The following is a 21,269-nucleotide window of genomic DNA, read 5'->3' as shown; positions in this document are numbered from 1 at the left end:
GCCCGCCCACGATACGTCGCCGGCTGTTGCGCTCAGTATCTCGCCAGGGTTATAGGTGCCGCCGATGCCTCGCCGGTTCTCCATTCCCTTCGTCGCGCTCCTTGCCGCCTGCGGATCGGGCCCATCAGCCGAGGAGGCGCAGGCGTTCTGGACCGCGTACGAGTCCCTCGGACCGATCCGCACCAAGCTCGCCGCGGTCGATGCTGCACTGCCGGCGCCCGGAAGCGAGACGAGCGTCGCGTGTGCTCCCCGCGTGGCGACGAGCAAGCTCGCGACCATCCACTTCGCGCAGCTGGAGTACCTGCTCGAGAAGCCCACCCAGGTCGAGCAATGGGAGCGCATGAACCTGACGGACGAGGGCTTCCAGCGCATGTGGAACAAGGCCGACGCGCAGAATACGCTCGACAAGTCGCCGGTCCCGACGAGCGAGGCCGCCGGCCTGCGCGCGGCCGCGGCAGCGCTCGCTCCCGTGGACACCCTCGTGGTCTTCAGGCCGAGCCGCATCGAGCGGGGCGAGCTGGGGGACAGCCCGGAACCCGGCGTGCGAGCGATCGTGCGTGACGCCCGCTGGGAGGGCTGGGCGTTGGTCTATCGCTTCGCCGACCAGCCGGTGCTCGAGGGCGCGTTCCCGGTGGCCGCGAGCAACGGCGCCGAGGTGTCGCGGATGGTCCCGCGCGGCACTTCGCTCGCAGCCGGTGATCTTCTGCACGACGCGATGCGACGGCTCGAGGAACAAGCGCGGGCCCGGTTGAGCGTGCCTGGCTGCCCGGCCAGCGAGTGAAATGCTGGCCGGTCGAGCTCTCCGCCGGAGCTCGACACGCTCGCGGATCGTCCTCGTCCTGGAGGCGAGCCGCACCGGCTCGGTGTTCGAGTTCAAGCAGGTCGCCGATGGCCGTTCGACCTCACTACCAACACCGGACTGCATCGCGCAGGCGGCTCTTCCGCGTCGAACGCTCGAAAGACCGCGCCGCGGAAGAAGCGCGAGGAGACCCGCCGCGAGAAGTCGCGGCCGCATCGTCACATCGCCTCGGCGCTGCGCGTGATGCAAGGACGTCACACCGTCGCCATCGGCCAAGTTCGGGTCGGCGCCCCCCTCGAGCAGCCGGCTGCACGATCTCCGGGTGCGCCGGCCCGGCGTTCGACAGGATGATAACCTCGAGCTGCGCGGTCCAGCCCAGCCGGTTGACGTAATTCACTTTTGACGCCCGCGGCGATCAAAGTCCGCATCTCCGCCCGAGGTCGTGCGCGAGGGCCTCGACGCGTTCCAAAGGATCGGCCAGGTCGTCAGCGAGGTGGTCGAGCGGCGAGTGGGCCGCCCGCGTGGTCCCCTGGCGCTCGGCGCCGTCCCGGGGCGCGATCTGCCCGGCGCAGCCATCGCTCGCCGTGGTAGTCATGCGCATGGCGTTGACCGCGACGCTCTACAACCTGCGCATCAACCTCTCGGACATCGACCGCGGTGTCTACGAGGACCTCGACCTGCGGATCGCCCGTCACCCGTCGGAAAGCCCGCGGTTCATGTGGACGCGCACGATCGCGTACTGCCTCAGCCTCGCCGAGGGCATCGCCTTCAGCAAGGACGGCATCGCCTCGACGGACGACCCGCCGATCGCCGTGCGCGATCCCACCGGCATCCTGCTCGAGTGGATCGACGTCGGCACCCCCGCCGCCGAACGCCTGCACAAGGCCACCAAGGCCGCCCGCCAAGTCTCGCTGTTCACCGCCACCCCGCTCACGCAGCTGCGCCGCGACGCCGCCAACGGCGCGATCCACAAGGCCGACACGATCGCCGTGTGGCTGCTCGACCCGGCCTTCCTCGACGCCCTCGAGGCCAGGCTCGATCGCAAGGCCAAGCTCGAGCTCGTGCGCACCGACGGCCGGCTCTACGTCACGATCGGCGGCAACACGATCGAGGGCCCGATCACCCGCGACTCTCTGGTCGCGGGCTGACCTCCGCAGCCGCAGCCGCAGCCTACGGTGGTGACGGATGACATCATCGAGCTGGACCCGGACAACCTGAACGAGTTGTGGAAGCTCGACATCAAGAACGAGTGCAAGGACGGTGGCAAGCACCGCCTCGGCGACGATTCGATGCTCGACAGCGAGGAGTTCAGCGACGAGTACGAGTACGAGGTAGCACGGCCGCGCCCGCGCGGCCCTGGCCGAGGCAATGCCGAGCGCGGCGCCGGCTCTCCCGTCGCTCCCGGCTCCCAGCGCCTCGAAAAATGCAGCTCACGGCGCGACCTGGCGGCCTGTCCCTTCGGCCATCTCGCGCCGCGACCTCGCGGCCGCCCCTCAGGCTCGCTCTTCGTCGCGGTGCGGCAGCCACGACGGCCGGACCTGGGCCCACATCACCTGCGCCACCAGCCCGAGCTTGTTGCTCGCCAGCATCGCCGCCCCGGTGACCTGGCGCAGGCGGTCGCGGGCCGGCAGCGCGCGGGCGTGGCGGGGCACCAGGCTCGTCTCGAGCGCGTGGCGGGCCGTCTTGAGGTACTCGCTGAGGAACACCGACGGACGGCCCTCCGCGCACGACAGCAGCGCCATCGAGCGCACGCGCGACTCGTGGCTCGCCTCCCAGTAGTCGAACAGCGCCCGCTGGATCGCCCGCGCACCCTCGTTGCCGCCGCGGAAAACCTCGTAAATCGCGTCGGCCAGCGCCTGCCGCGTCGGCACGTAGCGGTCGTGGATCGCCCGGTAGCGGCGGACCGCCGCGTCGTCGAGCCACGCCTCGTGCAGCGACGCCCCCGCCCGCAGCCGCGCCTGTTCGCCGAGCACCTCGGCGTCGCGCAGGCCCATCGTCATCCCGCTGGCGGTGATCGGGTGCGAGCAGCCGGCCGCGTCGCCGACCAGCACCAGCCCGGGGAAGCTCGCGCGCGGGGCCGGCAGGTTGACCGTCGGCGCCATCTCGAACGGCCCCTTGTGGTTGCTGATCGCCGCCGCCAGCTGCTCGCCGAGCGCGCTCGGCAGGTAGGGGATGAACGTCTCGAGCAGGAACTCGGCCAGCTTGGCGCCCTTGGCCGGCAGCTGGGCCGGCAGGTCGAGCGTCACCCGGTACGTCAGGCCCTCGGCGTCGCGGTGGATCGGGTAGATCAGCACCGGGCCCCACGCGCCGAGCACGATGTTGCCCCACGTGGCCGCCGACACCGCCGCGTTGCGCAGCTCGAGCCCCGCGGTGAAGCCGATCGTCTGCCGGTCGTCGGGCAGCCCGGCCAGGCGGCGGACCTGGCTCGCCTTGCCGTCGGCCCCGACCACCAGGTCGGCGCGGACCTCGACGTCCTCGCCGTCGGGCCCGCTGAGCACCGCCCCGAGCACGCGCTCGCCGAAGCCGCGGACCAGCGACTTGATCGTCCAGCCCTCGAGCAGCTCGACCTGCGGCCGGCGCGAGATCACCTGCCGCATCACCTTCACCAGCGTCTTGTGGTGGACCGCGATCCCCTGCGGCCGCTGGCCGACCACGTCGGCGTAGGGCAGCTCGACGTAGCGACCCTCGGCCCGCTCGCGCACCGTGAAGCCGTCGACGTCGACCGCGCCGGCCGCCTTGAGCGGGCCGTAGAAGCCGAGGTCCTCGAGCACCTGGGCCCCGCGCGGGTGGATGAACTCGCCGGCGAACCGCGGCGCCGAGCCCTTGTGGCGGTCGATCACGAGGATCTTGCGCCGCCGCCCCTTGTCGGCCAGCGCCAGCGCCTGGGCCACCGCGCAGCCGGCCATGCCCGCGCCGATGATCACGACGTCGTAGCGCGCCCCCGGCCTCGCTCCCGCTTCGTTCTTGTCTGGCTGCATGGTCATGTCCTTTCGCGCATGTCTTATAAGTCAGTCAAACACTCAGAGGTTGCCGCCGAGCGCCACGAACTGGTCGAGGGCCAGCGCCGCCTCGCGCACCCCGGCGGTCGGGTCGTGGCACACCGGCGACAGCCCGAAGCCGTCCGACCACGCCCCGCCGAGGTCCTCCTTGTCGGCCTCGATCGCCTGCACCAGCTCGCGCACGGCCCGCTGCGTCTGCACGCAGGCCGCCCCCTCGAGCGCCATCAGGGCCTGGGCCGCCAGCGCCGTCAGCACCGGCGCCCCGAAGCTGCCGTCCTCGCGCTGGCGCCCGCGGAGCTGGCGTTCGACCGTCTGCCGCAGCGGGTGGGTCGGCGGGCACAGGGCCGCCGCGCACATCCCGACCTCGGCGAGGGTCGCCACGTCGATGTAATCGGATGTCCGCGAGGACAGATCGGATGTCTTCGAGGACAGGTCCATCGTCACCCGGCGCCACAGGAACTCGAGCCCGCGGGCCACGCGGTCGTCGTCGGCCTGGAACCCGAGGCGGGCCAGCTGGCGCAGCGCCGCCGCGGTCACGCGCACGCGCGCCGGCCCGTGCGGGTCGCCGGCCGTCAGCAGCGCGACGTCGCGGATCGGGAAGCGGGTCATGAACACGTCGGACTCGCCGCGCTCGAAGCGGCAGAACCCGCCGTCGTGCTCCTGCATCGCCAGCAGCACCTCGACCGCGCGGCGCGCCGCGGCGCGGATCCGCGTCTGCAGCGGCGACGTCTTCGGCGCCGCCGCCAGCGCGTCGAGCACCGCGCAGGTCGTCAGCGTGTCGACGTAGCGGTCGGCCCCCGGCTCGTACGGCCAGCCGCCGGCCGGCGCGTTGACCCGCAGCTGCCACTCGCCCGGCGCCGTGATCTCCTGGTCGAGGAGCCAGGCCAGCATCGCCTCCGCGTCCGCGTCGCCCGCGGCCACGGCCACGCGCACGAGCCGGGCCGTGGTCGCCAGCGGCTCGCTCACCTGCCCCTGGGCCAGGTGCACCGTCTGGCCGATCGTCCCGCCGGCGAAGCGGGTGCGCCCGCGCGCGCGCCGGAGGTAGTCGAGGCCCTCGCGGATCCGCGGGTCGTCGAAGCTGGCCCCGAGCACGCGCAGCGCCATCAGGCTGAGGAGCGTCGGCTGGGCCGAGAACCACCCGCCGTGGCGCTGCTGCGCGTCGACCAGCCAGCGCTGCACGCGGGCGAGCGCCGCCGTCAGCACCGGCCCGCGCGGCAGCTTGCGGATCACCTTGACCGCCTGGTCGAAGCTCTGCAGCAGATCTCCGGCCAGCCCCGGCTGCGTCAGGCGCGGCAGGATCGGCTCGCCATCGGGCCGCGTGAGCAGCAGCGCCCGCGGGTCCGACAGGTGGACCCGCGCCGGCGCGCGCGACAGCAGCAGGTACGGCGTCATCACCCCGCGGCCCCACGGCGCCACCCGGCTCGGCGACAGGATCGCCCACGCCGGCAGCAGCCACAGCTCGGCCGGGAAGGTCGGCACCCAGCTCCACGGGATCGCGTCGGCCATCGCCAGCCACATGCGCACCGCCGCGTTGGCGCGCTGGGCCCCGCCGAGCTCGTGGACCACGCGGCGCGCCCGCACCAGGTGCTCGGCCGACGGGTCGTCGCCCGCCTCGACCAGCGCCCACCAGCCGAACACGGTCAGCGACAGGTCGGGCCCGCCGCCGGGCAGGTGCCACGCGCCCGAGGGCTGTTGGTCGGCGCGGATCCACCGGGCCAGGCCGGCGGATTCTTCGGGGGTGAGGTCGTGGAACAGGCGATCGGCCAGCAGCACCTCGCACGCGAGGCTGATGTCCGGGACACCCAGGGACCAGCGCGGCTCGCTACCGGCGCGCCCGCTCACCGCCGCCCGCTGCCGCCAAACGGCTGCGCGTGCGAACACTCGGGCCTGCGCCGCTGCCAGCCGCTCGTGAAGCGTCGATTTCGCCGCTGGAGCCGTCATGAGGCGCCGGCGACGCTAGCACGCGGACCGTGGCGGTCTGGTGATGCCCGTCACAGGCAAACCGCCGCCCGGACGCCGTCCAGGCTCATGCGCAGCCGGCGCCGCGTGCCCGCGGAACCGTCCGCGCGGCCCGCGGCGAACCTGCTTGCGACCCGGCGCTCGGGTTTGCAACACTGGCCGCGATGTCCCGCCTCTCGCTCATCGCCGCGCTCGGCCTCTGCACCACCAGCACCCTCTTCCTGTCCGCCTGCCCGCAGGAAGAGGAGGAGAAGTTCGGCTTCACGTGCGTGGAGCTGAACCAGGCCGACAATCAGGACGAAGACCCGTTCGTCGGCACCGCGAAGATCAAGGTCACCCTCAAGTACGAGCCGTGCCTGATCGACTACTACACCAAGACCAACGTCGACCAGGCGATGAACGGCAAGGACGGCGAGGCCGTGTTCGCCGAGTGGGCCGACCGCCTGTGCAGCGAGAGCGTCGGCGACCCGCTGGTCGCCTGCGAGGTCGAGAGCTTCGCGCAGACGCTGCAGCCGTCGGACAACAACCCGATCTTCCAGATGACGGTGACCTACCGCGTCACCGACCCGACCAAGATCAGCAACCGCACCCTGCTGTGGGGCCCCGGTCCGGTCGAGGCCTACGCCGAGTGCACCGGCAACCTGCGCCCCTTCGTCAAGCTGACCTTGCCCTCCGACGTCATCGGCGTCGACAAGGACGGCAAGACCTTGTGGAACGCCCAGTCGTGGAGCAACCCGCGCGGCATCATGCAGCGCAACACCGCCGGTTGCATCAAGGCCGCGATCGCCAAGCAATGAGCCGCCGACATGACGCTCCGGCGCGTGGCCTTCGCGGCCGCCCTGGCGTGTAACCCTCCGGCGAGCAGCGAACCGGCCCCCGTCGCGCCGGTCGAGGCCGCCCCGCCGGAGCCGACCTGCGAGGAGCCCCCGCCCGGCACCCTCGCCTGGCTGCCCGAGCTGCCCGACCCCGCCGCCGAGGGCCTCGGGGCGATCGGTCCGCCGCGCCCCACCGACGCGGCCGCTCGCATTGCTTCGACGTCGCCCGCCGGCGCAGCCGGCTCGCCTCGCCCGGGCGCGACCGCTGCGGGTTCGCCTGCCCGCCATGACCGCGCGGACATGCCCGATCGGACATGTCCCTGGGTTTTATACGAGAAGGCCGGCGAGCTCGCCGTGCGCCCGCTCGGCCGCGGCGAGGCCGCCCCGCCGCACGTGCGCGCCCCGGTGCCGGTGCTCCCGCCCGCGGGCTGCCGCCCGTGCCGCTGGTCCGGGGTCGTCACCCCGGTGGGCCCGATCTTGCTCGCCGTGCGCCCCTCGGCCGACAGCGAGCTGGCCGCGGAGGCGTGGCTCGGCGCCGGCATGCCGCCCTCGCCGCGCGTCGACGTCGAGCCCGCCCCGGTCGTGTTCACCCCGCTGTGGTTCGGCCAACCTGGCTTCGGCGACAGCACCCTCCAGGGCCCCCCGTGGGCCCTCGCGCCGCGCCTGTGCGGCCGCTCGCTGGTCCTCCTGCCGACCCCGCGCCTGCCCGGCGCCGGCGTCGAGGAGCCCCCGCCCGCCCTCGTCCGCGCCGCCGGCATCTACGCCGCCGCCGGCGGCGAGCTCCTGCGCCAGGACGCACCTGTCCCCGCGGACATGTCCAATTGCACCGCCGTCCCGCTCGAGCTGCCCTGAGCTCGGCCCGACCGCCCTCCGAGCCTCGACGACCTGTCCTTCGCGCCAGGTCGTCGCTCTGCCCCCCGGCCGTCCCGGGCCCGTCCTCGACGACGTCTCACCCCGCAGTCACGGCGGCAGCGCCGGCTCGGGCGCCTCAGGGCGCGCCGCCGGGTCGAGGCTGGTAGAGCTGGATGAGGTTGCCGCAGGTGTCGGCGAAGATGGCGATGCGGACCGGGCCGGCGTCCATCGGCTCGCGCGTGAACACCACGCCGCGCTGCTTGAGGCGCGCGTACTCGGCGTCGAGGTCGTCGACCTCGAAGGCGGTCAGCGGGATGCCGTCCTGCATCAGGGCCGCCTGGTAGGTCTTCGCCGCGGGGTGGGCGTTGGGTTCGAGCGTCAGCTCGAGGTTGTCGGGGCCGTCCGGCGAGACGACCGTCAACCAGCGATACTCGCCCACGGGGATGTCGTGCTTCTTCTGGAAGCCGAGCACCTCCGTGTAGAACTTCAGGGCCTTGCTCTGGTCGTCGACGATGAGACTGTTGAGGCGGATCTTCATGGCCCGGCCCGGATATCACGCGATCGCGCGCGCGGTCTTCTCGGAATTTGCGATCTGCAGCGCGGCCGGCCCGCACATCAGCAGCAAGCACCCGGGGAAGAGCACGGGCTGGCGAACGCCGGGCACCTGCACCGTCGTCCGTGCCTGCCGCCGATAGCGCGAGGGCGACACCCCGACCCGCCGCGTGAACAGGTCGCTGAAGCTGCCGAGGCTCGAGAACCCGAGCTCGAAGCAGACCTCGGTGACCGAGTGCTCGCCGCGCGCGAGCAACCGTCGAGCCCGCTCGAGCCGGGCGGCGATCCGGTGCTGGTGCGGCGTCTCGCCGAACACCGCGGCGAACCGGCGGATGAAGTGGTACGTCGACATGCCGGCCTCGCGCGCCAGCGCGGCGACCGACGGGTCGTCCACGTCGTCCCGCAGGCGCTCGCGGGCCTGGCACAGGCGCACGAGGGTCGCGTGCGTCAGCATGCACGGAGGGTACCCTCGCGCCGCGAGCTCGTCCACCGCGCGCGTCGACGGGCGACCTGTCCTTCGCGCCATCTCCTCGCCTCTCGGCGAGCCGGCGTCGGCATGCGGATTGAACACGCGCATCGCCGAGCGAGCCGCACGGGGCGGTCGGCGGGCCCAGCGGCTACACTATCGTGATGGGCACGCCGCGCGCTCCTCACCGCCCGCCGCCCCGCGTCCTCACGCTGGACTGGGCGGGGAACGCCGCGGGCGCGCCCCTGTTCGTCGTCCGCATCCCGCGCCCCGCACCGCCGCCGCCCGGGCCGCTCGTCTCGACCTTCTTCATGATCTTCGTGATCACCGGCGGATCGGGCAAGGGTCGTCACTTCGAGGTGCTGGACCTCCAGGCCGGGGACGTCCACCTCGTCCCCGAAGGCGTGGAGCATCAGCCCCTCGACGTCGGCGATCTTCAGGGTTGGATCGTCGGCTTCGATCCCAGGCTGCTCGGCGCCTTCGCGCCCTACTCGCCGCCGGGACGACCGCGGAGCCGCGACGACGCGAGGCCCGCGCCCGCGCGCAGCCTCCTCCTCCGCGGGTTGCTCCGGCTGCGGCCGCGACCGAGCCGGCGCCAGCGGATCGAGGGCCTGATCGCCGAGATGGACGCCGAGCTGCGCGAGGCGCGGTGGGGCGCGGAGAAGGCCGCGCACGCGCTGTTCGTCCTGCTGATCACCGAGCTCACGCGCGAGCTGCAGGAGCACGCGCCGCTGGCACCCGTCATGCTCACCGGGCTCGTCCGCGACGCGCTCGCCTTCATCGAGGACCACTGCCTGGAGCCGCTCTCGCTGCAGGATGTCGCGGCGGCGCTCGGTCGTACGCCCTCGCACCTGGCCAACGCGATCCGCAAGGAGACCGGCCTGACGGTCGGAGATTGGCTCCGCGAGCATCGCATGTCCGAGGCGCGTCGTCGCCTGCAAGACACGGGCGCGAGCATCGAGAGCATCGCAGCCCAGGTCGGCTACGCCGACGCCACGCACTTCATCCGCACGTTCCGTCAGGTCCACGGCGTGACCCCCCGGGAATGGCGGGAGCGGCACCGCACCGGGACCTGAGGGCGCTCCGGCGCACCGCAATCCGGGCCGATCTTCGCAACAATCCGCGCCATGGTGGCCGTGGTCGGCGCTCCCTAGCTTGCCGGCATGACGGACATGACGACGAGTGGGGACGGACGCCGCGTCCTGGTGGTCGGCCTCGGCATCAGCGGCCTCGCAACCGCCGTGCGGCTGCACCGGAGCGGATGGCGGCCGCTGATCATCGAGCGCGCGCCGGCGCGTCGCAAGGGCGGCTACTTCATCGGATTGTTTCCGCCCGGCATGAGCTCCGCGCGACGGCTCGGGGTGCTCGACGCCATGGGCGACCGCACCGCCCGCGACGGCATCACCTACGAGGTCGACCGTCTCGGTCGCCGCCGCCCAAGCATGAGCTTCACCGACATCCCGGGACAGCCGCGGGTGTTGATGCGCGGCGACATCGAGAACGGGCTCTTCACCTCCCTGCCGGACGACGTCGAGGTCCGCTTCTCGACGGTGCCCACCGCGATCGCTCAGGACGATCGCGGGACCTCCGTCACGCTGACGAATACCAGGTCCGGCCAGACCACGACCGAGCGCTTCGACCTCGTGGTCGGCGCCGACGGCCTGCGCTCGACCGTTCGCCAGCTCGTCTTCGGCGCTCACGAGCAATTCCTCCACTCGCTCGGCTACATGATCGGCGCCTGCATCATGAGCAGGCCCGTGCCCGACCTCGACCTGCACGATGGCATGATCCTCGCCGAGGCGGGTCGATCGGCGTGGGTGTTCCCGTTCGCCGACAGCAACCCCGGCCTGTTGTTCTCGTACCGCGTCGACGCCGTCGGCCCGGAATTCGCTCGCCCGCCGATCGAATCGTTGCGCAAGGCCTACGGCCCCGAGCCGACCGGGCCCTTGTTGACCCATTTTTTGAAGGAGTTCGAGGCCGCCGAAGAGCCGCTGTTCGACGCCGTCCAGCAGGTCCGCATGCCGCGATGGCATCAGGGCCGGGTCGTCCTGGTCGGCGACTCCGCGTGGTGCTTGACGCTGTATTCGGGGATGGGCGCCTCGACCGGCCTGGCCGGGAGCGAACTCCTGGGCGACATGCTGGACCGGTACCCGGGCGACCCGGCCGGCGCGCTCGCAGCGTGGGAGCGCGAGCTCCGCCCGTTCATCACCGACCTGCAGGCCCGCGGGGTGAAGATGCGGCAGTTCTTCACCCCGGGCAGCGAGATCGAGCGGTTCCTCCGCAGCGCGACCCTCCGCCTCCTCGAGTCGAGGTTCACCAGGCCGATCTTCCACAGGCTGCTCGGGGACCGGCAGAACTCGATCGACATCGTCGCTCGGGTTTCCTCGAATATCGAGGCAACGCCGGCCGCCTCCCCGGGCTCGAGCCTGCCCCGTCGATCCAACGACCTCCGCCCGCCGGACCTGGTCCGGCGCCCCGGCTGAACTCTCGCCTCCTGCTCGACCGCATGCCGCCACGCCATCTCTCACCCGAGCCGAGCCCAGCCCGCCACGCCACGAAGCCACGCCGTGCATGATGGCAGGTGGCGGCTGGTCGGCGGCCAGCCTTGGCCGTCGACCAGCCCCTCATGACCTGTCCCCGAGGACATCTGCCAACGGAGCCCACGACGGCGGGGCGGCCTCTCACGGCTGCAGCCGTGCCAGGGGTCCGGGGAAGAGGCGCCGCGAATTAGAGGCTGGATGGATGCGAGGCACGAGCGGCCATCCTGCCGGCCAACTCGCGGCCGCCCCTTCCCCGGACCCCCCGCGAGGCGCAGTCGGCAATTCTCGAAGCACCAGATTCAAGCCCGCGAAGCTCAGACCCTAGCCAAGCCCCAAGAAGAACGCAGTCCGCCGAGCCTCTCCAGGCCCCGGATCACCGCGAGAGCAAGCCCCGCGCACCCGCGCCCCTGCTCCATGGGGTCTCCCGACCCGCGCGCCGCCGCACATGTCCCGAAGGACATACACACCATCCCGCTCGAGCGCCCCCTCCGCGTATACTCTCGGCATGAAGTATCGCTTGCCCTTGTCGCCCGCGCTATTGCTCGTGCTCGCCTGCAGCCCCAAGTTCGAACCCGGCGAGTCCGCCTCCGACTCGCAGACCGGCACCGAGACCGCCGGCACCACCTCCGGCTCGAGCGGCGACGGCACCGTCACCATGGGGCACAGCCAGACCTCGGCCAACCCGAGCGACCCCGTCAGCACCACGGCCGGTCAGACCGTCACGACTTTGCCCACTTCGGACGGCACCACCCTCGTCCCCGTCACCGAGGGCTCCGCCACCGACGGCGACCCCAGCGACACCCACTCGAGCACCGTCTCGACCGTCACCACCGGCATCGAGTCGACCTCGATCGGCTCCGACAGCTTCAGCACCGGCGCCTCCTGCAACGACCCCCTCGGTCAGCCGCAAAACTCCTCCTGCACCGACGCCAGCGGCTGCGGCTGCGAGTCGGGCAAGTGCTTCCTCGTCCCCGCGCTCGGCGGCTTCTGCGGCGAATGCCTCGGCGACGACGACTGTCCCGACGGCGGCTGCACCGTGGCCAACCCGATCGCCGGCGTCGGCTCGGTGTGCAACCTCGGCAAGGCCGGCGACGGCTGCGAGAGCGACGCCGCCTGCAGCGACCCGACCGCGCAGGACTGCAGCCCCGTGCTCTCGGTCCCCGGCATCATCACCGTCGCCACCTGCGGCGAGTGCAAGACCGACGCCGACTGCCCCGCGCAGGCGCCCCACTGCACGCCCGACTACGACATCCCCGACTTCAGCGGCCAGAAGAAGTGCAAGGCCGCCGGCTCGGTGCCGAACGACGCCGGCTGCGACTTCGCCGGCACCGGCGACCAGGCGTGCGCCTCGGGCTTCTGCGGCGAGGCCAACGTGATGGGCCTGCTGAAGCTGGGGATCTGCGGCGAGTGCAACAGCGACGCCGACTGCCCCGTGAACCAGCTCTGCACCGACCCGGGGGTCGACCTCGACATGGGCGTACTGCTCGGCTCGGTGTGCCAGTGAGCCCCGCGCGAGCGCGCCCGTCGCCGACCCGCGCTATCCTCCGGGCATGACCCGCGACGACCTCGACCCGCCGTCCCCCGACATGGCCCGCGCGTGGCGTCCGGTCGCGGCCCCGCCCGCCAGCGACCGCGACGACGAGCTCATGCGCGACCCACCGCCCGGCGAGCACCACCTCGGCCGCTTCGCCGGCTACGCCGCCGCCCGGCGCATCCGCCGCATCCTGATCGCCTGCCTCGCCGTACTCGTCGCCGGCACCGTGTTCGCCTGGTACCGCTGGGCCCGCCAGGGCGAGGAGCCGGCCGCCCTGCGCCAGTTCGAGCTCCCCGCCGGCACCGACACCTCCGAGCGGCCGCGCGTGCTCGCCTGGTCGCAAGGCAAGGCGCGCCTCGGCCTCACCCGCGAGCCGCCCGGCGTCGACACCATCGAGCTGCCCGACCGCACCTTGAAGCTCAAGGACGGCTCGGACATGGCCCAGTTCAAGGTGGTCGTCGAGGACGGCAAGACCACCGCGCTCGAGCCGGTGTCCGGCGAGATCGTGGAGATCTTGCAACCCGGCGCGACGCCGCTGCTGAAGCCGTGACCTGTCCCTCGGGACATCCTGGCTCGGCGCCTGACATGTCCCTGAGGACATCCGCTGTCCGCGCCTCACGGCGCCAGGATCGCAGCGAGCTCGGCCGGCCAGGGCGCCGTGAATTGCACCTCCGCCCCGCTCGCCGGGTGCGGCAGCGTCAGCGCGGCCGCGTGCAGCGCGTGGCGTTGCAGCCCGAGCTGGGCCCCGAGCTCGTGCAGCTTCCGTCCGCCCTCGACCACCTTCAAAAATTCTTCCTCGGGCAGCCCGTACAGCTTGTCGCCCACCACCGCGTGGCCGATCTCCGCCAGGTGGACCCGGATCTGGTGCTGCCGCCCCGTCTCGGGCAGCGCCTCGACCAGCGTCACCGGCATCTTGTTGAATTCGCCGTGCCGGAGCGGGCGCACCGTCGTCGCCGCCGGCAGGCCGCCCGCGGCCACCGGCACCGGCCCCATCTTGATCCGGATCTTCGAGCCGATGGCGAACCCGAGCGGCACGTCGATCCGGACTTGCTCGTGGAACGAGCCGTGGACCAGCGCCAGGTACGTCTTGCGCACCTCGCGGCCGAGGAACGCCTTCTTGAGCGCGGTCGCCGAGCCCGCGCGGCGGCCGAACACCATCACCCCCGACGTCTCGCGGTCGAGGCGGTGGGCCATGTCCCAGCCGTGGCCCGGGCCGAGGCGGTCGCGCAGCACCTGGGTCAGCGTGTGGCGGTGGTAGCTGGCCGACGGATGCACCGGCAGCCCGGCCGGCTTGTCGATCACCAGCAGCGCCTCGTCCCGGTAGATCTCCCGGTAATCGAGCACCACCTCGGGCTCACGCGGCGCGGGGCGGCGGATCACCAGCGCCTCGCCGGCGCGCACGCGCTGGGACGCGCGCAGCAGCACCTCGCCGGTGTCTGCGCGGCGGACCTGGCCGTTGTCGACGATCGCTTGCACGCGGGTGCGGGACAGCCGGGCGATCCGGCTCGAGAGGAAACGATCGAGGCGAAAGCCGTCGCGGGCCGGGTCGACGATCAGCGGGATCTCGATGAATTCCTCCGGGGGCTCGCTCACCGCGGACATGCTATTCTCGCCCGCGTATGTCCGAACCTGGTCCCAAGCCGGCAACAGCGAACCAGCCCGAGTCTGCGCAGGGCGGCGCGCTGTGGGCGCTGATCGTGGGCGGCGCGATCCTCGTGGTCGCCGCGCTCCTCATCTTCTGGCCCGGGGGCGACGCGGCCTCGGGCGCGGCCGGGGCCGGCAAGGGCAAGGCCAGCGGCGGCCAGCAGGCCAGCCTCGCCCAGGGCGGCGGGCCGGAGACGCAGGCGCTCGGCGTCGGCGCCCGCGATTACGACCCCAACCGCGGCGGCGGCAAAGCCCGCGTCAACCCCGGCCTGCTCCCGGTCGGGCCCAAGTCCGACTCGCTGGCCCCGCCGAAGAAGCCCAAGCCCGAGCCGACCAGCTTCCCCAGCGCCGGCGCCGAGATCGCCTACTGGGAGAAGAAACTCGACATCGCCCGCAAGGAGCTGGCCCAGCGGACGATCTTCCTCGAGCGGATGAAGAAGGTGAAGGACAACGCCCGCACCTCCGAGCAGATCGAGCTCGCCGAGCGCCGCGGCGCCGTCGTCGAGAAGAACTACACCGACCAGAAGCAGCTGGTCGAGGACCTCGAGCGGAAGGTCGCCGGCCTCAAGGAGAAGCAGCGCCAGTCCGGCCTGTGAGCCGGCGGGCTCGCCTGCCTCTCGGGGCAGGTCCGAAGGGGCATGCTCTTGCGAGCATGCCCCTTTCAGCATGTCCGAACAGCCAGCCATCGCTCACTCGGGCAGCGAGAGCCCCAGCGCGGCCGCCCGCTCGATGCGCAGTTCGGCGTAGGGCCGGTCCCAGCGCGGCGACGCGGCCGCGTCCCAGGCCTCGACCGGCAGCAGCCCGGCGGCGGCCAGGTCGGCCAGCAGCAGCGACTCGGCCTCGGGCTCGCGCGAGAACGGGAACGGGTTGCGCACCTGTCCTTCGGGCAAGCTGGGATAGACCGCGTCGTCCGCGGCGATCAGCTGCTCGAGCTCGCGACCGCGGCGCTCCTGGTGGTCGATGAAGGCCGGCGCGAACGGCCCGACCCCCCCGCGCTCGTCCGGCTCGCGCTGGACCCACTTGGCCCAGTCGTAGCCGTACAGGAAGTCGTGGACGTAGCGGAACCGGATCACCGTGTTTTGGCCGTAGAGCGCCTGCAGCCCGGCGATCCGTCGCCCCTGCGTCGAGACCTCGCCCGGCCCCGCGCGCAGCAGCTCGGCCGCCAGCAGCTCGATGTCCCAGAAGATGTTGCCGGGGAACGCGGCCGCGGCCGCCGCCTCGATCTCCCGCAGCGCCGCCGTCAGCTCGGCCGTCGCCGGCGAGCCGTCGGCCACGAGCGCCACGACCTCCTCGACGCTGCGGCTGCGGCTGCGGCCGGGCGCCAGCGACCGCCCGGGCCAGCTCATGCCCACCCCGCCAGGCGCAGCATCACCAGCGCCAGCGCCAGCGCCAGCGACGAGCCCCAGATCAGGCGGTGCAGCGCGGTCTTGTAGCGGCTCTGGGCCTTGAAGCAGTTCGTCAGCGCGTGCGGGCTCTCGCGGGTCAGCGCGCGCCACGGCAGCGCCGCCGCGAGCACGGCGATCTGCACCGGGATCAGCGGGAACCCGCCGCCGCTGGCGCGCACGGCGAACATCCAGGCGATGAGCCCGGCGAACGCCGAGTACTCGGCGGCCCGGCGCGCCGCCCGGTTGCCGTACATCGTCGTCAGCGTCGACTTGCCGCCGCGGCGGTCGCTCTCCTCGTCGGACAGCCCGCTGGCGGCGGCCGACGCGAACGCCAGCAGCGCCAGCCCCGGCAGCGCCCACACGTACCACGGCGACGTCGGCTGCCCGCTCTGGGCGTACGCGCTCCACCACGGCACGAGCACCCCGACCCCGAGCGCCTCGACGAATTCACCGGCGCCGCGGTCGTTGAGCCGCAGCGGCGGCGCCGAGTAGACCAGCAAGAGCCCGAGCCCGATCACCGCGCCGAGCATCAGCCCCGGCCGCCCCGGCAGGAACAGCTCGCCGCACAGCGCCACCGCCAGCGCCATCACCCCGAAGCCCGCGCCGGCCAACAGCACGCTCTCGGCCGGCAGGATCGCGTCGGGGATCGTCTTCGGCGAGCCCGCCTCGGGGAACATGCGCCGCTTCAGCGCGTCGACGTCGGCGTCGAACCAGTCGTTGAGCAGCACCACGTAGATCGTGGCGAACACCGCGAACGCCAGGCCGACGACCGCGGCGCCGACGCTGAATGTCCCCGAGGACATGGCCCCGAGGACCTGTCCGAGGAGCGCGGGCGCCAGCACCTTGGGCCAGCTGGCCGGCTTGAACGCGTAGAGCCACCGGCGCAGCGGCGAGGCGAAGGCCGGGTGCATGGCGTCAGCCCTTGGCGCGGGCCAGCTCGGCGTCGATCGCCTCCGACAGGCCGGCGACCGTCGGGTTGCCGTCGAAGGTCTGGCCGTTGATGTAGAAGCTCGGCGTGCCGCCGACGCCCGCATCGCCGGCGACCTTCATGTCGGCCTCGATGAGCGCGCCGACGCGGGTCAGGCACTCGTCGAGCTTGGCCTGATCGAGCCCGACCTTGGTCGCCAGCTCCTTGAGCTTGTCGGTCGACAGCTCGCGCTGGACCGCGAAGATCTCGTCGTGCAGCGGCCAGAACTTCTCCTGCTCGTGCGCGCACTGGGCGTACTCGGCGGCCGGGCGGGCGTTCGGGTGGAAGCTCAGCGGGAAGTGGCGGAACACGAACTGGACCGGCTTGTCCGCGTACTTGTCCTTGAGCTGCTTGAGCGTGTCGGCCGCGCGGGCGCAGTACGGGCACTCGAAGTCGGAGAACTCGACCACCTGCACCTTCGCGTCGGCGCTGCCGAGCCACGGCGAGTGGGTCGCCGCCAGCTCGAGCGCCGGCGGGCGGACGTCGGGCAGGCGCTTGTCGATCGAGGCGGTCGCGCGCAGCTCGTTGAGCATGCCCATGAACACCTCTTCCGACTTCTCGGCCTTGATCGCCTGGACCACCTGGTCGCGGACCTGGTCGAGCGGCGGCGCGTCGGGCGACTTGCGCGAGTTGTAGAACGCCTCGATCTCGGCGTCGCTCGGGGTCGGCACCGCCGCCTCCATGCGCTCCTGCACGTACTCGTTGATCGGCTTGCCCGCCTTCTCGGCCGCGGCGGTCAGCACCTTCTGCTGCACGAGGTTCTCGAGCGCGGCCTCGCGCACCCGCGCGACCTCGCTGCAGTACTGCCGCAGCGCCTTGTTCTCGGCCTGGACCAGCTGCTCGCCGAGGTCCTCGAGCTTGACGTCGACGCCGTCGATCTGCGCGACCACCGAGCCGGGGGCCAGCTTGAGCGAGGCCTGCTCGCACAGCGTCGAGCCGGGGGCGGCCGCGGCCCGCATCGCCGGCGGACCCGACGGCGCCTTCGCCGTGGTGGTCGCGGCGCCCGCCGCGGCGACTTGCTTGTTGGCGGGCGGCTTGCCGCGCTCGGACAGACAACCAGCCGCGAACACGAGCGCCGCGGCACCGATCAGGGTGCGAACATGCATGAGCGGCGCGAAGGATATCCGCGGCCGGCTCGCGCCGCCACCGCCGCGGACCGGGCTCAAACACACGTCCGGGCCGCGGCACGGCGATTGCCCGGCCTGCCGCGTCCGGCGTAGGTTCGGCGCGTGAGCTCGCGTCGCCCTCGCTCGCCTGCCATCTCGGGCTTCGTCCTGTTCCTCGCGTGTAACCGCGGCGCTCCGCCGCAGCCGCCGAGCGACGTCGCCGCACCCGCACCCGACGTCGCCGGTCGCACCGCGGCGCCCGCGGTCGTCAGCGACGGCCCGCCGCGCCTCTTCCGCAACGCCCGGATCATGACCGCCGCCGGCGACATCTTCGAGCGCGCCGACCTCCTCGTCGTCGGCGGCCGGATCTCCGCCGTCGGCCCCGGCCTCACTGCGCCCGACGGCGCCGTCGTCGTCGACGCCGCCGGCAAGACGATCACCCCCGGCATCATCGACACGCACTCGCACATCGGCGTCTACGCGGCGCCCGGCCTCAACGGTCACAGCGACGGCAACGAGGCCAGCGCGCCGAACACCGCCTATGCGCGGGCCGAGGACGGGTACTGGCCGCAGGACCCGCAGATCGATCGGGCCCGCGCGGGCGGGGTGACGACGGCGCAGATCCTGCCCGGCTCGGCCAACCTGATCGGCGGGCGCAGCGTGACCGTGCGGTTTTTGCCCGACGCGCGCAGCGTCGGCGACGTCAAGTTCCCCGGGGCGCCCTACGGCCTCAAGATGGCCTGCGGCGAGAACCCCAAGCGCGTCTACGGCGACAAGGCCGGCCCCAAGACGCGCATGGGCAACATCGCCGGCTTCCGCGACGCCTTCCAGAAGGCCAAAGAGTACGAAAGGACATGGTCCAAGTACCACAAGGACCACGCCGACTGGGAGAAGAACAAGGACAAGCCGGGCTCGGCTTCACGGCCCTCCGGGCCTGCGGGCGCGGGCAAGGACGGTCAGCCCGGCAAGCCGCCGGACGAGCCGCAGCCGCCCGCCCGCGACTTCGGGCTCGAGACCCTCGGCCTCGTGCTGAAGGGCGAGATCCTGGTCCACAACCACTGCTACCGGGCCGACGAGATGTCGCAGATGCTCGACCTCGCGGCCACCTACGGCTTCAAGATCCGCAGCTTCCACCACGCCGTCGAGGCCTACAAGATCGCCGACCGCCTGGCCGCCGCCGACACCGCCGCCTCGATCTGGGCCGACTGGTGGGGCTTCAAGGCCGAGGCCTTCGACGGCATCCTCGAGAACGCCGCGCTGCTCCACGCCGCCGGCGGCCGCTCGATCATCCACTCCGACAGCCCGACCGGCATCCAGCGGCTCAACCACGAGGCCGCCAAGGCGATGCACGCCGGCCGGCGGATCGGCATCGACATCAGCGACAACGACGCCCTGCGCTGGCTCACCGCCAACCCCGCGTGGGCTCTCGGCATCGACCACGAGGTCGGCACCCTCACCCCCGGCAAGCGCGCCGACCTCGTCGTCTGGTCCGGCGACCCGTTCAGCGTCTACACCCGCGCCGAGCAGGTCTACATCGACGGCGAGCCGGTGTTCGTCCGCGGCAGCCACGAGCCCGGGACCGACTTCGAGCTCGGCTACAACCCGGGCGCCGCCCCGCCGGCCCCCGTCCAACCTGTCCCTTCGAACCTGTCCGCTGCGCACTGACCGCGAGGACCTGTCCCATGAGCCATATCCTCCTCGCCGCCCTCACCCTGCTCGCCCCGGCCCCGGCGGCCCGTGCCGCCCCGCCCGCCCGCCCGGCCGCCCCGGTCGCGGTCGTCACCGGCGGCGACCTCCACGTCGGCGACGGCACCGTCGTCAAGAACGCGACCGTGCTGATCCGCGACGGCAAGTTCGCCGGCGTCGGCGGCCCCGAGCTGGCCGCGAGCGCCCCGGCCGACGCGGTCCGCGTCGACGCCACCGGCAAGGTCGTGACGCCGGGCCTGATCGCCTGCGACAACCAGCTCGGCCTGGTGGAGATCGATCTCGAGGGCAGCACGCACGACGACGCGCGCTCGGGCGACCACCCGATCCGCGCCGCCTACGACGCCAGCCGGGCCTTCCACGCCGAGTCGAGCCTGATCCAGGTGCAGGCGATCGGCGGCGTCACCACGGCCGCGGTGGCCCCCGCGGGCGGCTTGCTCTCGGGACAGGTCGCGTGGGTCGACCTCGTCCACGGCGACCACCGCGGCGCGCTCGCCAGGGCCGGCGTGGCGATCGACGGCAACCTCGGCCACAGCTTCGCCGGCTCGCGCGCGGCCGCGCTGGCCAAGCTGCAGGAGGTCCTCACCGACGCGCAGGTGTTCCGCGGCCGCAAGGACGCCTACGAGCGGGCCCAGACCCGGCCGTTCGCCGCCCACGCGCTCGACCTGCAGGCGCTGCAGCCGGCGCTGGCCGGCCAGGTCCCGCTGACGCTGACCGCCGACCGCGCGAGCGACATCCTCGCCGCGCTCGACCTGGCGAAGGAGTACAAGCTGCGGCTCGTCGTCGTCGGCGGCTCGGAGGCGTGGAAGGTCGCGCCGGAGCTGGCGGCCGCCAAGGTGCCGGTGATCGTGCAGCCGTCGCGCAACCTGCCGAGCAGCTTCGACACCCTCGGCGCGCGCCTCGACAACGCCGCCCTGCTCGCCGCCGCCGGCGTGCCCGTCGTCATCGCCTGGCTCGACGACTCGCACAACCTCCGCAACATCACGCAGGAGGCCGGCATCGCGGTCGCCAACGGCCTGCCCTGGGCCACGGCGCTGCGCGCGATCACCCTCGAGCCCGCCCTCGCCTACGGCCAGAGCGCGACGCACGGCAGCGTCGCCGTCGGCAAGGTCGCCAACCTCGTCGTCTGGAGCGGCGACCCGCTCGAGCTCAGCAGCCGTCCCACCCACGTGTTCGTCCGCGGCCGCGCGATCCCCATGGTCTCGCGCCAGACGCTGCTCCGCGACCGCTATCGCAGCCTCGACAAGTTCGGCGCCGGCGGTCCGACGAAGTCGACCGACGCGCGCCCTCGCCCCGACACCGGCGCCCCCGCGACCACCGCGGCCCCCCGCAAAAGTGACGCCCCCGCCCGCCTCGCGGTATAGATCGCTGGCCTCATGACGAGTCATCACCGAAGCCCCCACCAGCTCGAGCACGGCCCGATCTTCTCGTGGCACCGCGACCACAACGGCTTCATCTTCACCTCCGGGCACGCCGCCGTCGACGTCGAGTCGCTCGGCATCACTCTCGGGGACCTGGTGGCCGAGACCCATGCCACCCTCACCAACCTCCGCCGCACGCTCGAGAAGGCCGGCTCCAGCCTCGAGAAGGTGTTGAAGATCACCGCCTTCATCACCGACATGGGCCAGTTCGCCGCCTTCAACAAGGCCTACGGCACGTTCTTCCCCGGCCCGAAGGTCCCCGCCCGCACCTGCATCGAGGTGGCGCGCCTGCCCTTCAACTTCAAGGTCGAGATCGAAGCCATCGCCCACGTGTGAGCGGCCGCCGTCTTCGGCGTGGCGCGAGACGTCCTCTCCCGCGCGGGCCGACCCGAAGAGTCGTGTCCGCGCGATGAGCTCGGCGAGGAGCGAGCTGCCTGCTCCCGGCGTCATGGTAGCGGCGGAACGCTGCAGACCCCGAGCTCGACGAGCTCGGGAATTCGACGCCGAGCTCGGCGAGGGCCGTCGA

The 21,269-nt window shown here is 72.6% G+C and carries 20 protein-coding genes; 12 read left to right on the top strand and 8 right to left on the bottom strand.

Going from position 1 to position 21,269, the window contains the following annotated elements; genetic code table 11:
- Positions 1 to 64: 64 nt before the first annotated feature.
- Both NAEX_RS20955 and NAEX_RS20945 read left to right on the top strand, forming a co-directional pair.
- Positions 65 to 781 (top strand): hypothetical protein, encoded by a 717-nt coding sequence (locus tag NAEX_RS20955; RefSeq protein ID WP_143140809.1) that lies wholly within the window; start codon positions 65 to 67, stop codon positions 779 to 781.
- 611 nt (positions 782 to 1,392) lie between these two features.
- A complete protein-coding gene (locus NAEX_RS20945; RefSeq protein ID WP_211302444.1) occupies positions 1,393 to 1,947 on the top strand; it encodes a YaeQ family protein in 555 nt (184 codons plus the stop codon).
- A 345-nt stretch (positions 1,948 to 2,292) separates the two neighbouring features.
- Here the strand turns inward: NAEX_RS20945 and NAEX_RS20940 are convergent, their stop codons facing one another.
- The gene (locus tag NAEX_RS20940; RefSeq protein ID WP_096329250.1) at positions 2,293 to 3,783 is read right to left on the bottom strand and encodes an FAD-dependent monooxygenase; all 1,491 of its coding nucleotides are present in this window, start codon (positions 3,781 to 3,783) and stop codon (positions 2,293 to 2,295) included.
- Between the two features lie 36 nt (positions 3,784 to 3,819).
- On the bottom strand, positions 3,820 to 5,640 hold the full coding sequence (locus NAEX_RS20935; protein WP_170135878.1) for a hypothetical protein: 1,821 nt from the start codon (positions 5,638 to 5,640) through the stop codon (positions 3,820 to 3,822).
- A 281-nt stretch (positions 5,641 to 5,921) separates the two neighbouring features.
- On the opposite strand from NAEX_RS20935, the gene NAEX_RS20930 reads away from it, so the two are divergent.
- Entirely contained in the window at positions 5,922 to 6,554 is a 633-nt protein-coding gene (locus tag NAEX_RS20930) for a hypothetical protein (RefSeq protein WP_096329248.1), read from the top strand.
- Positions 6,555 to 6,563: 9 nt separating this feature from the next.
- Positions 6,564 to 7,424: a hypothetical protein gene (locus tag NAEX_RS20925; RefSeq protein WP_096329247.1), complete on the top strand. Its 861-nt coding sequence runs from the start codon at positions 6,564 to 6,566 to the stop codon at positions 7,422 to 7,424.
- A gap of 136 nt (positions 7,425 to 7,560) precedes the next feature.
- On the opposite strand, the gene NAEX_RS20920 is transcribed toward NAEX_RS20925, so the two are convergent.
- Together NAEX_RS20920 and NAEX_RS20915 are read right to left on the bottom strand one after the other, a co-directional pair.
- Positions 7,561 to 7,962: a VOC family protein gene (locus tag NAEX_RS20920; protein ID WP_096329246.1), complete on the bottom strand. Its 402-nt coding sequence runs from the start codon at positions 7,960 to 7,962 to the stop codon at positions 7,561 to 7,563.
- A gap of 15 nt (positions 7,963 to 7,977) precedes the next feature.
- Positions 7,978 to 8,430: a helix-turn-helix domain-containing protein gene (locus NAEX_RS20915; RefSeq protein ID WP_096333682.1), complete on the bottom strand. Its 453-nt coding sequence runs from the start codon at positions 8,428 to 8,430 to the stop codon at positions 7,978 to 7,980.
- Between the two features lie 176 nt (positions 8,431 to 8,606).
- Between NAEX_RS20915 and NAEX_RS20910 the strand changes: the two genes are divergently transcribed.
- The 4 genes from NAEX_RS20910 to NAEX_RS20895 all read left to right on the top strand — a co-directional run bounded on the left by NAEX_RS20910 (position 8,607) and on the right by NAEX_RS20895 (position 13,066).
- Positions 8,607 to 9,518 carry a helix-turn-helix transcriptional regulator gene (locus NAEX_RS20910; protein ID WP_096329245.1) on the top strand — a complete coding sequence of 304 codons (912 nt, stop codon included), beginning with the start codon at positions 8,607 to 8,609 and terminating at the stop codon, positions 9,516 to 9,518.
- An 87-nt stretch (positions 9,519 to 9,605) separates the two neighbouring features.
- The gene (locus NAEX_RS20905) at positions 9,606 to 10,925 is read left to right on the top strand and encodes an FAD-dependent monooxygenase (RefSeq protein ID WP_211302443.1); all 1,320 of its coding nucleotides are present in this window, start codon (positions 9,606 to 9,608) and stop codon (positions 10,923 to 10,925) included.
- Positions 10,926 to 11,487: 562 nt separating this feature from the next.
- Positions 11,488 to 12,486, top strand: coding sequence for a hypothetical protein (locus NAEX_RS20900; RefSeq protein ID WP_143140810.1), 999 nt, complete (start codon positions 11,488 to 11,490; stop codon positions 12,484 to 12,486).
- A 46-nt stretch (positions 12,487 to 12,532) separates the two neighbouring features.
- Positions 12,533 to 13,066: a hypothetical protein gene (locus NAEX_RS20895; protein WP_096329243.1), complete on the top strand. Its 534-nt coding sequence runs from the start codon at positions 12,533 to 12,535 to the stop codon at positions 13,064 to 13,066.
- Positions 13,067 to 13,131: 65 nt separating this feature from the next.
- Here the strand turns inward: NAEX_RS20895 and NAEX_RS20890 are convergent, their stop codons facing one another.
- Positions 13,132 to 14,109, bottom strand: a complete 978-nt coding sequence (locus NAEX_RS20890; RefSeq protein ID WP_170135877.1) for an RluA family pseudouridine synthase — start codon at positions 14,107 to 14,109, stop codon at positions 13,132 to 13,134.
- Between the two features lie 26 nt (positions 14,110 to 14,135).
- Between NAEX_RS20890 and NAEX_RS20885 the strand changes: the two genes are divergently transcribed.
- Positions 14,136 to 14,756, top strand: coding sequence for a hypothetical protein (locus NAEX_RS20885; protein ID WP_096329241.1), 621 nt, complete (start codon positions 14,136 to 14,138; stop codon positions 14,754 to 14,756).
- Between the two features lie 93 nt (positions 14,757 to 14,849).
- On the opposite strand, the gene NAEX_RS20880 is transcribed toward NAEX_RS20885, so the two are convergent.
- From NAEX_RS20880 to NAEX_RS20870, 3 genes are read right to left on the bottom strand one after another with little or no spacing between them, the layout of a single operon-like run.
- The gene (locus NAEX_RS20880; protein WP_096329240.1) at positions 14,850 to 15,506 is read right to left on the bottom strand and encodes a ferrochelatase; all 657 of its coding nucleotides are present in this window, start codon (positions 15,504 to 15,506) and stop codon (positions 14,850 to 14,852) included.
- Positions 15,503 to 16,456, bottom strand: a complete 954-nt coding sequence (locus tag NAEX_RS20875; protein ID WP_096329239.1) for a prenyltransferase — start codon at positions 16,454 to 16,456, stop codon at positions 15,503 to 15,505. Before NAEX_RS20875 ends, NAEX_RS20880 begins: the two co-directional genes overlap by 4 nt.
- Positions 16,457 to 16,460: 4 nt before the next feature.
- Positions 16,461 to 17,618 carry a thioredoxin domain-containing protein gene (locus NAEX_RS20870; protein ID WP_096329238.1) on the bottom strand — a complete coding sequence of 386 codons (1,158 nt, stop codon included), beginning with the start codon at positions 17,616 to 17,618 and terminating at the stop codon, positions 16,461 to 16,463.
- 123 nt (positions 17,619 to 17,741) lie between these two features.
- Here NAEX_RS20870 and NAEX_RS20865 point away from each other — a divergent pair, with 123 nt between their 5' ends.
- Genes NAEX_RS20865 through NAEX_RS20855 form a run of 3 tightly spaced genes read left to right on the top strand, consistent with a single transcriptional unit; the run spans position 17,742 to position 21,079 of the window.
- Positions 17,742 to 19,283: an amidohydrolase gene (locus NAEX_RS20865; protein ID WP_245913767.1), complete on the top strand. Its 1,542-nt coding sequence runs from the start codon at positions 17,742 to 17,744 to the stop codon at positions 19,281 to 19,283.
- Between the two features lie 17 nt (positions 19,284 to 19,300).
- A complete protein-coding gene (locus NAEX_RS20860) occupies positions 19,301 to 20,686 on the top strand; it encodes an amidohydrolase family protein (protein WP_096329237.1) in 1,386 nt (461 codons plus the stop codon).
- Between the two features lie 12 nt (positions 20,687 to 20,698).
- Entirely contained in the window at positions 20,699 to 21,079 is a 381-nt protein-coding gene (locus tag NAEX_RS20855) for a RidA family protein (protein WP_096329236.1), read from the top strand.
- Positions 21,080 to 21,269 lie beyond the last annotated feature (190 nt).

It is taken from the genome of Nannocystis exedens, from assembly GCF_002343915.1.
GTDB classification, from domain to species: Bacteria; Myxococcota_A; Polyangia; order Nannocystales; family Nannocystaceae; genus Nannocystis; species Nannocystis exedens.
The sequence above is the reverse complement of the archived record's forward strand: the minus strand, read 5'-3'. Positions and strand labels throughout refer to the sequence as shown.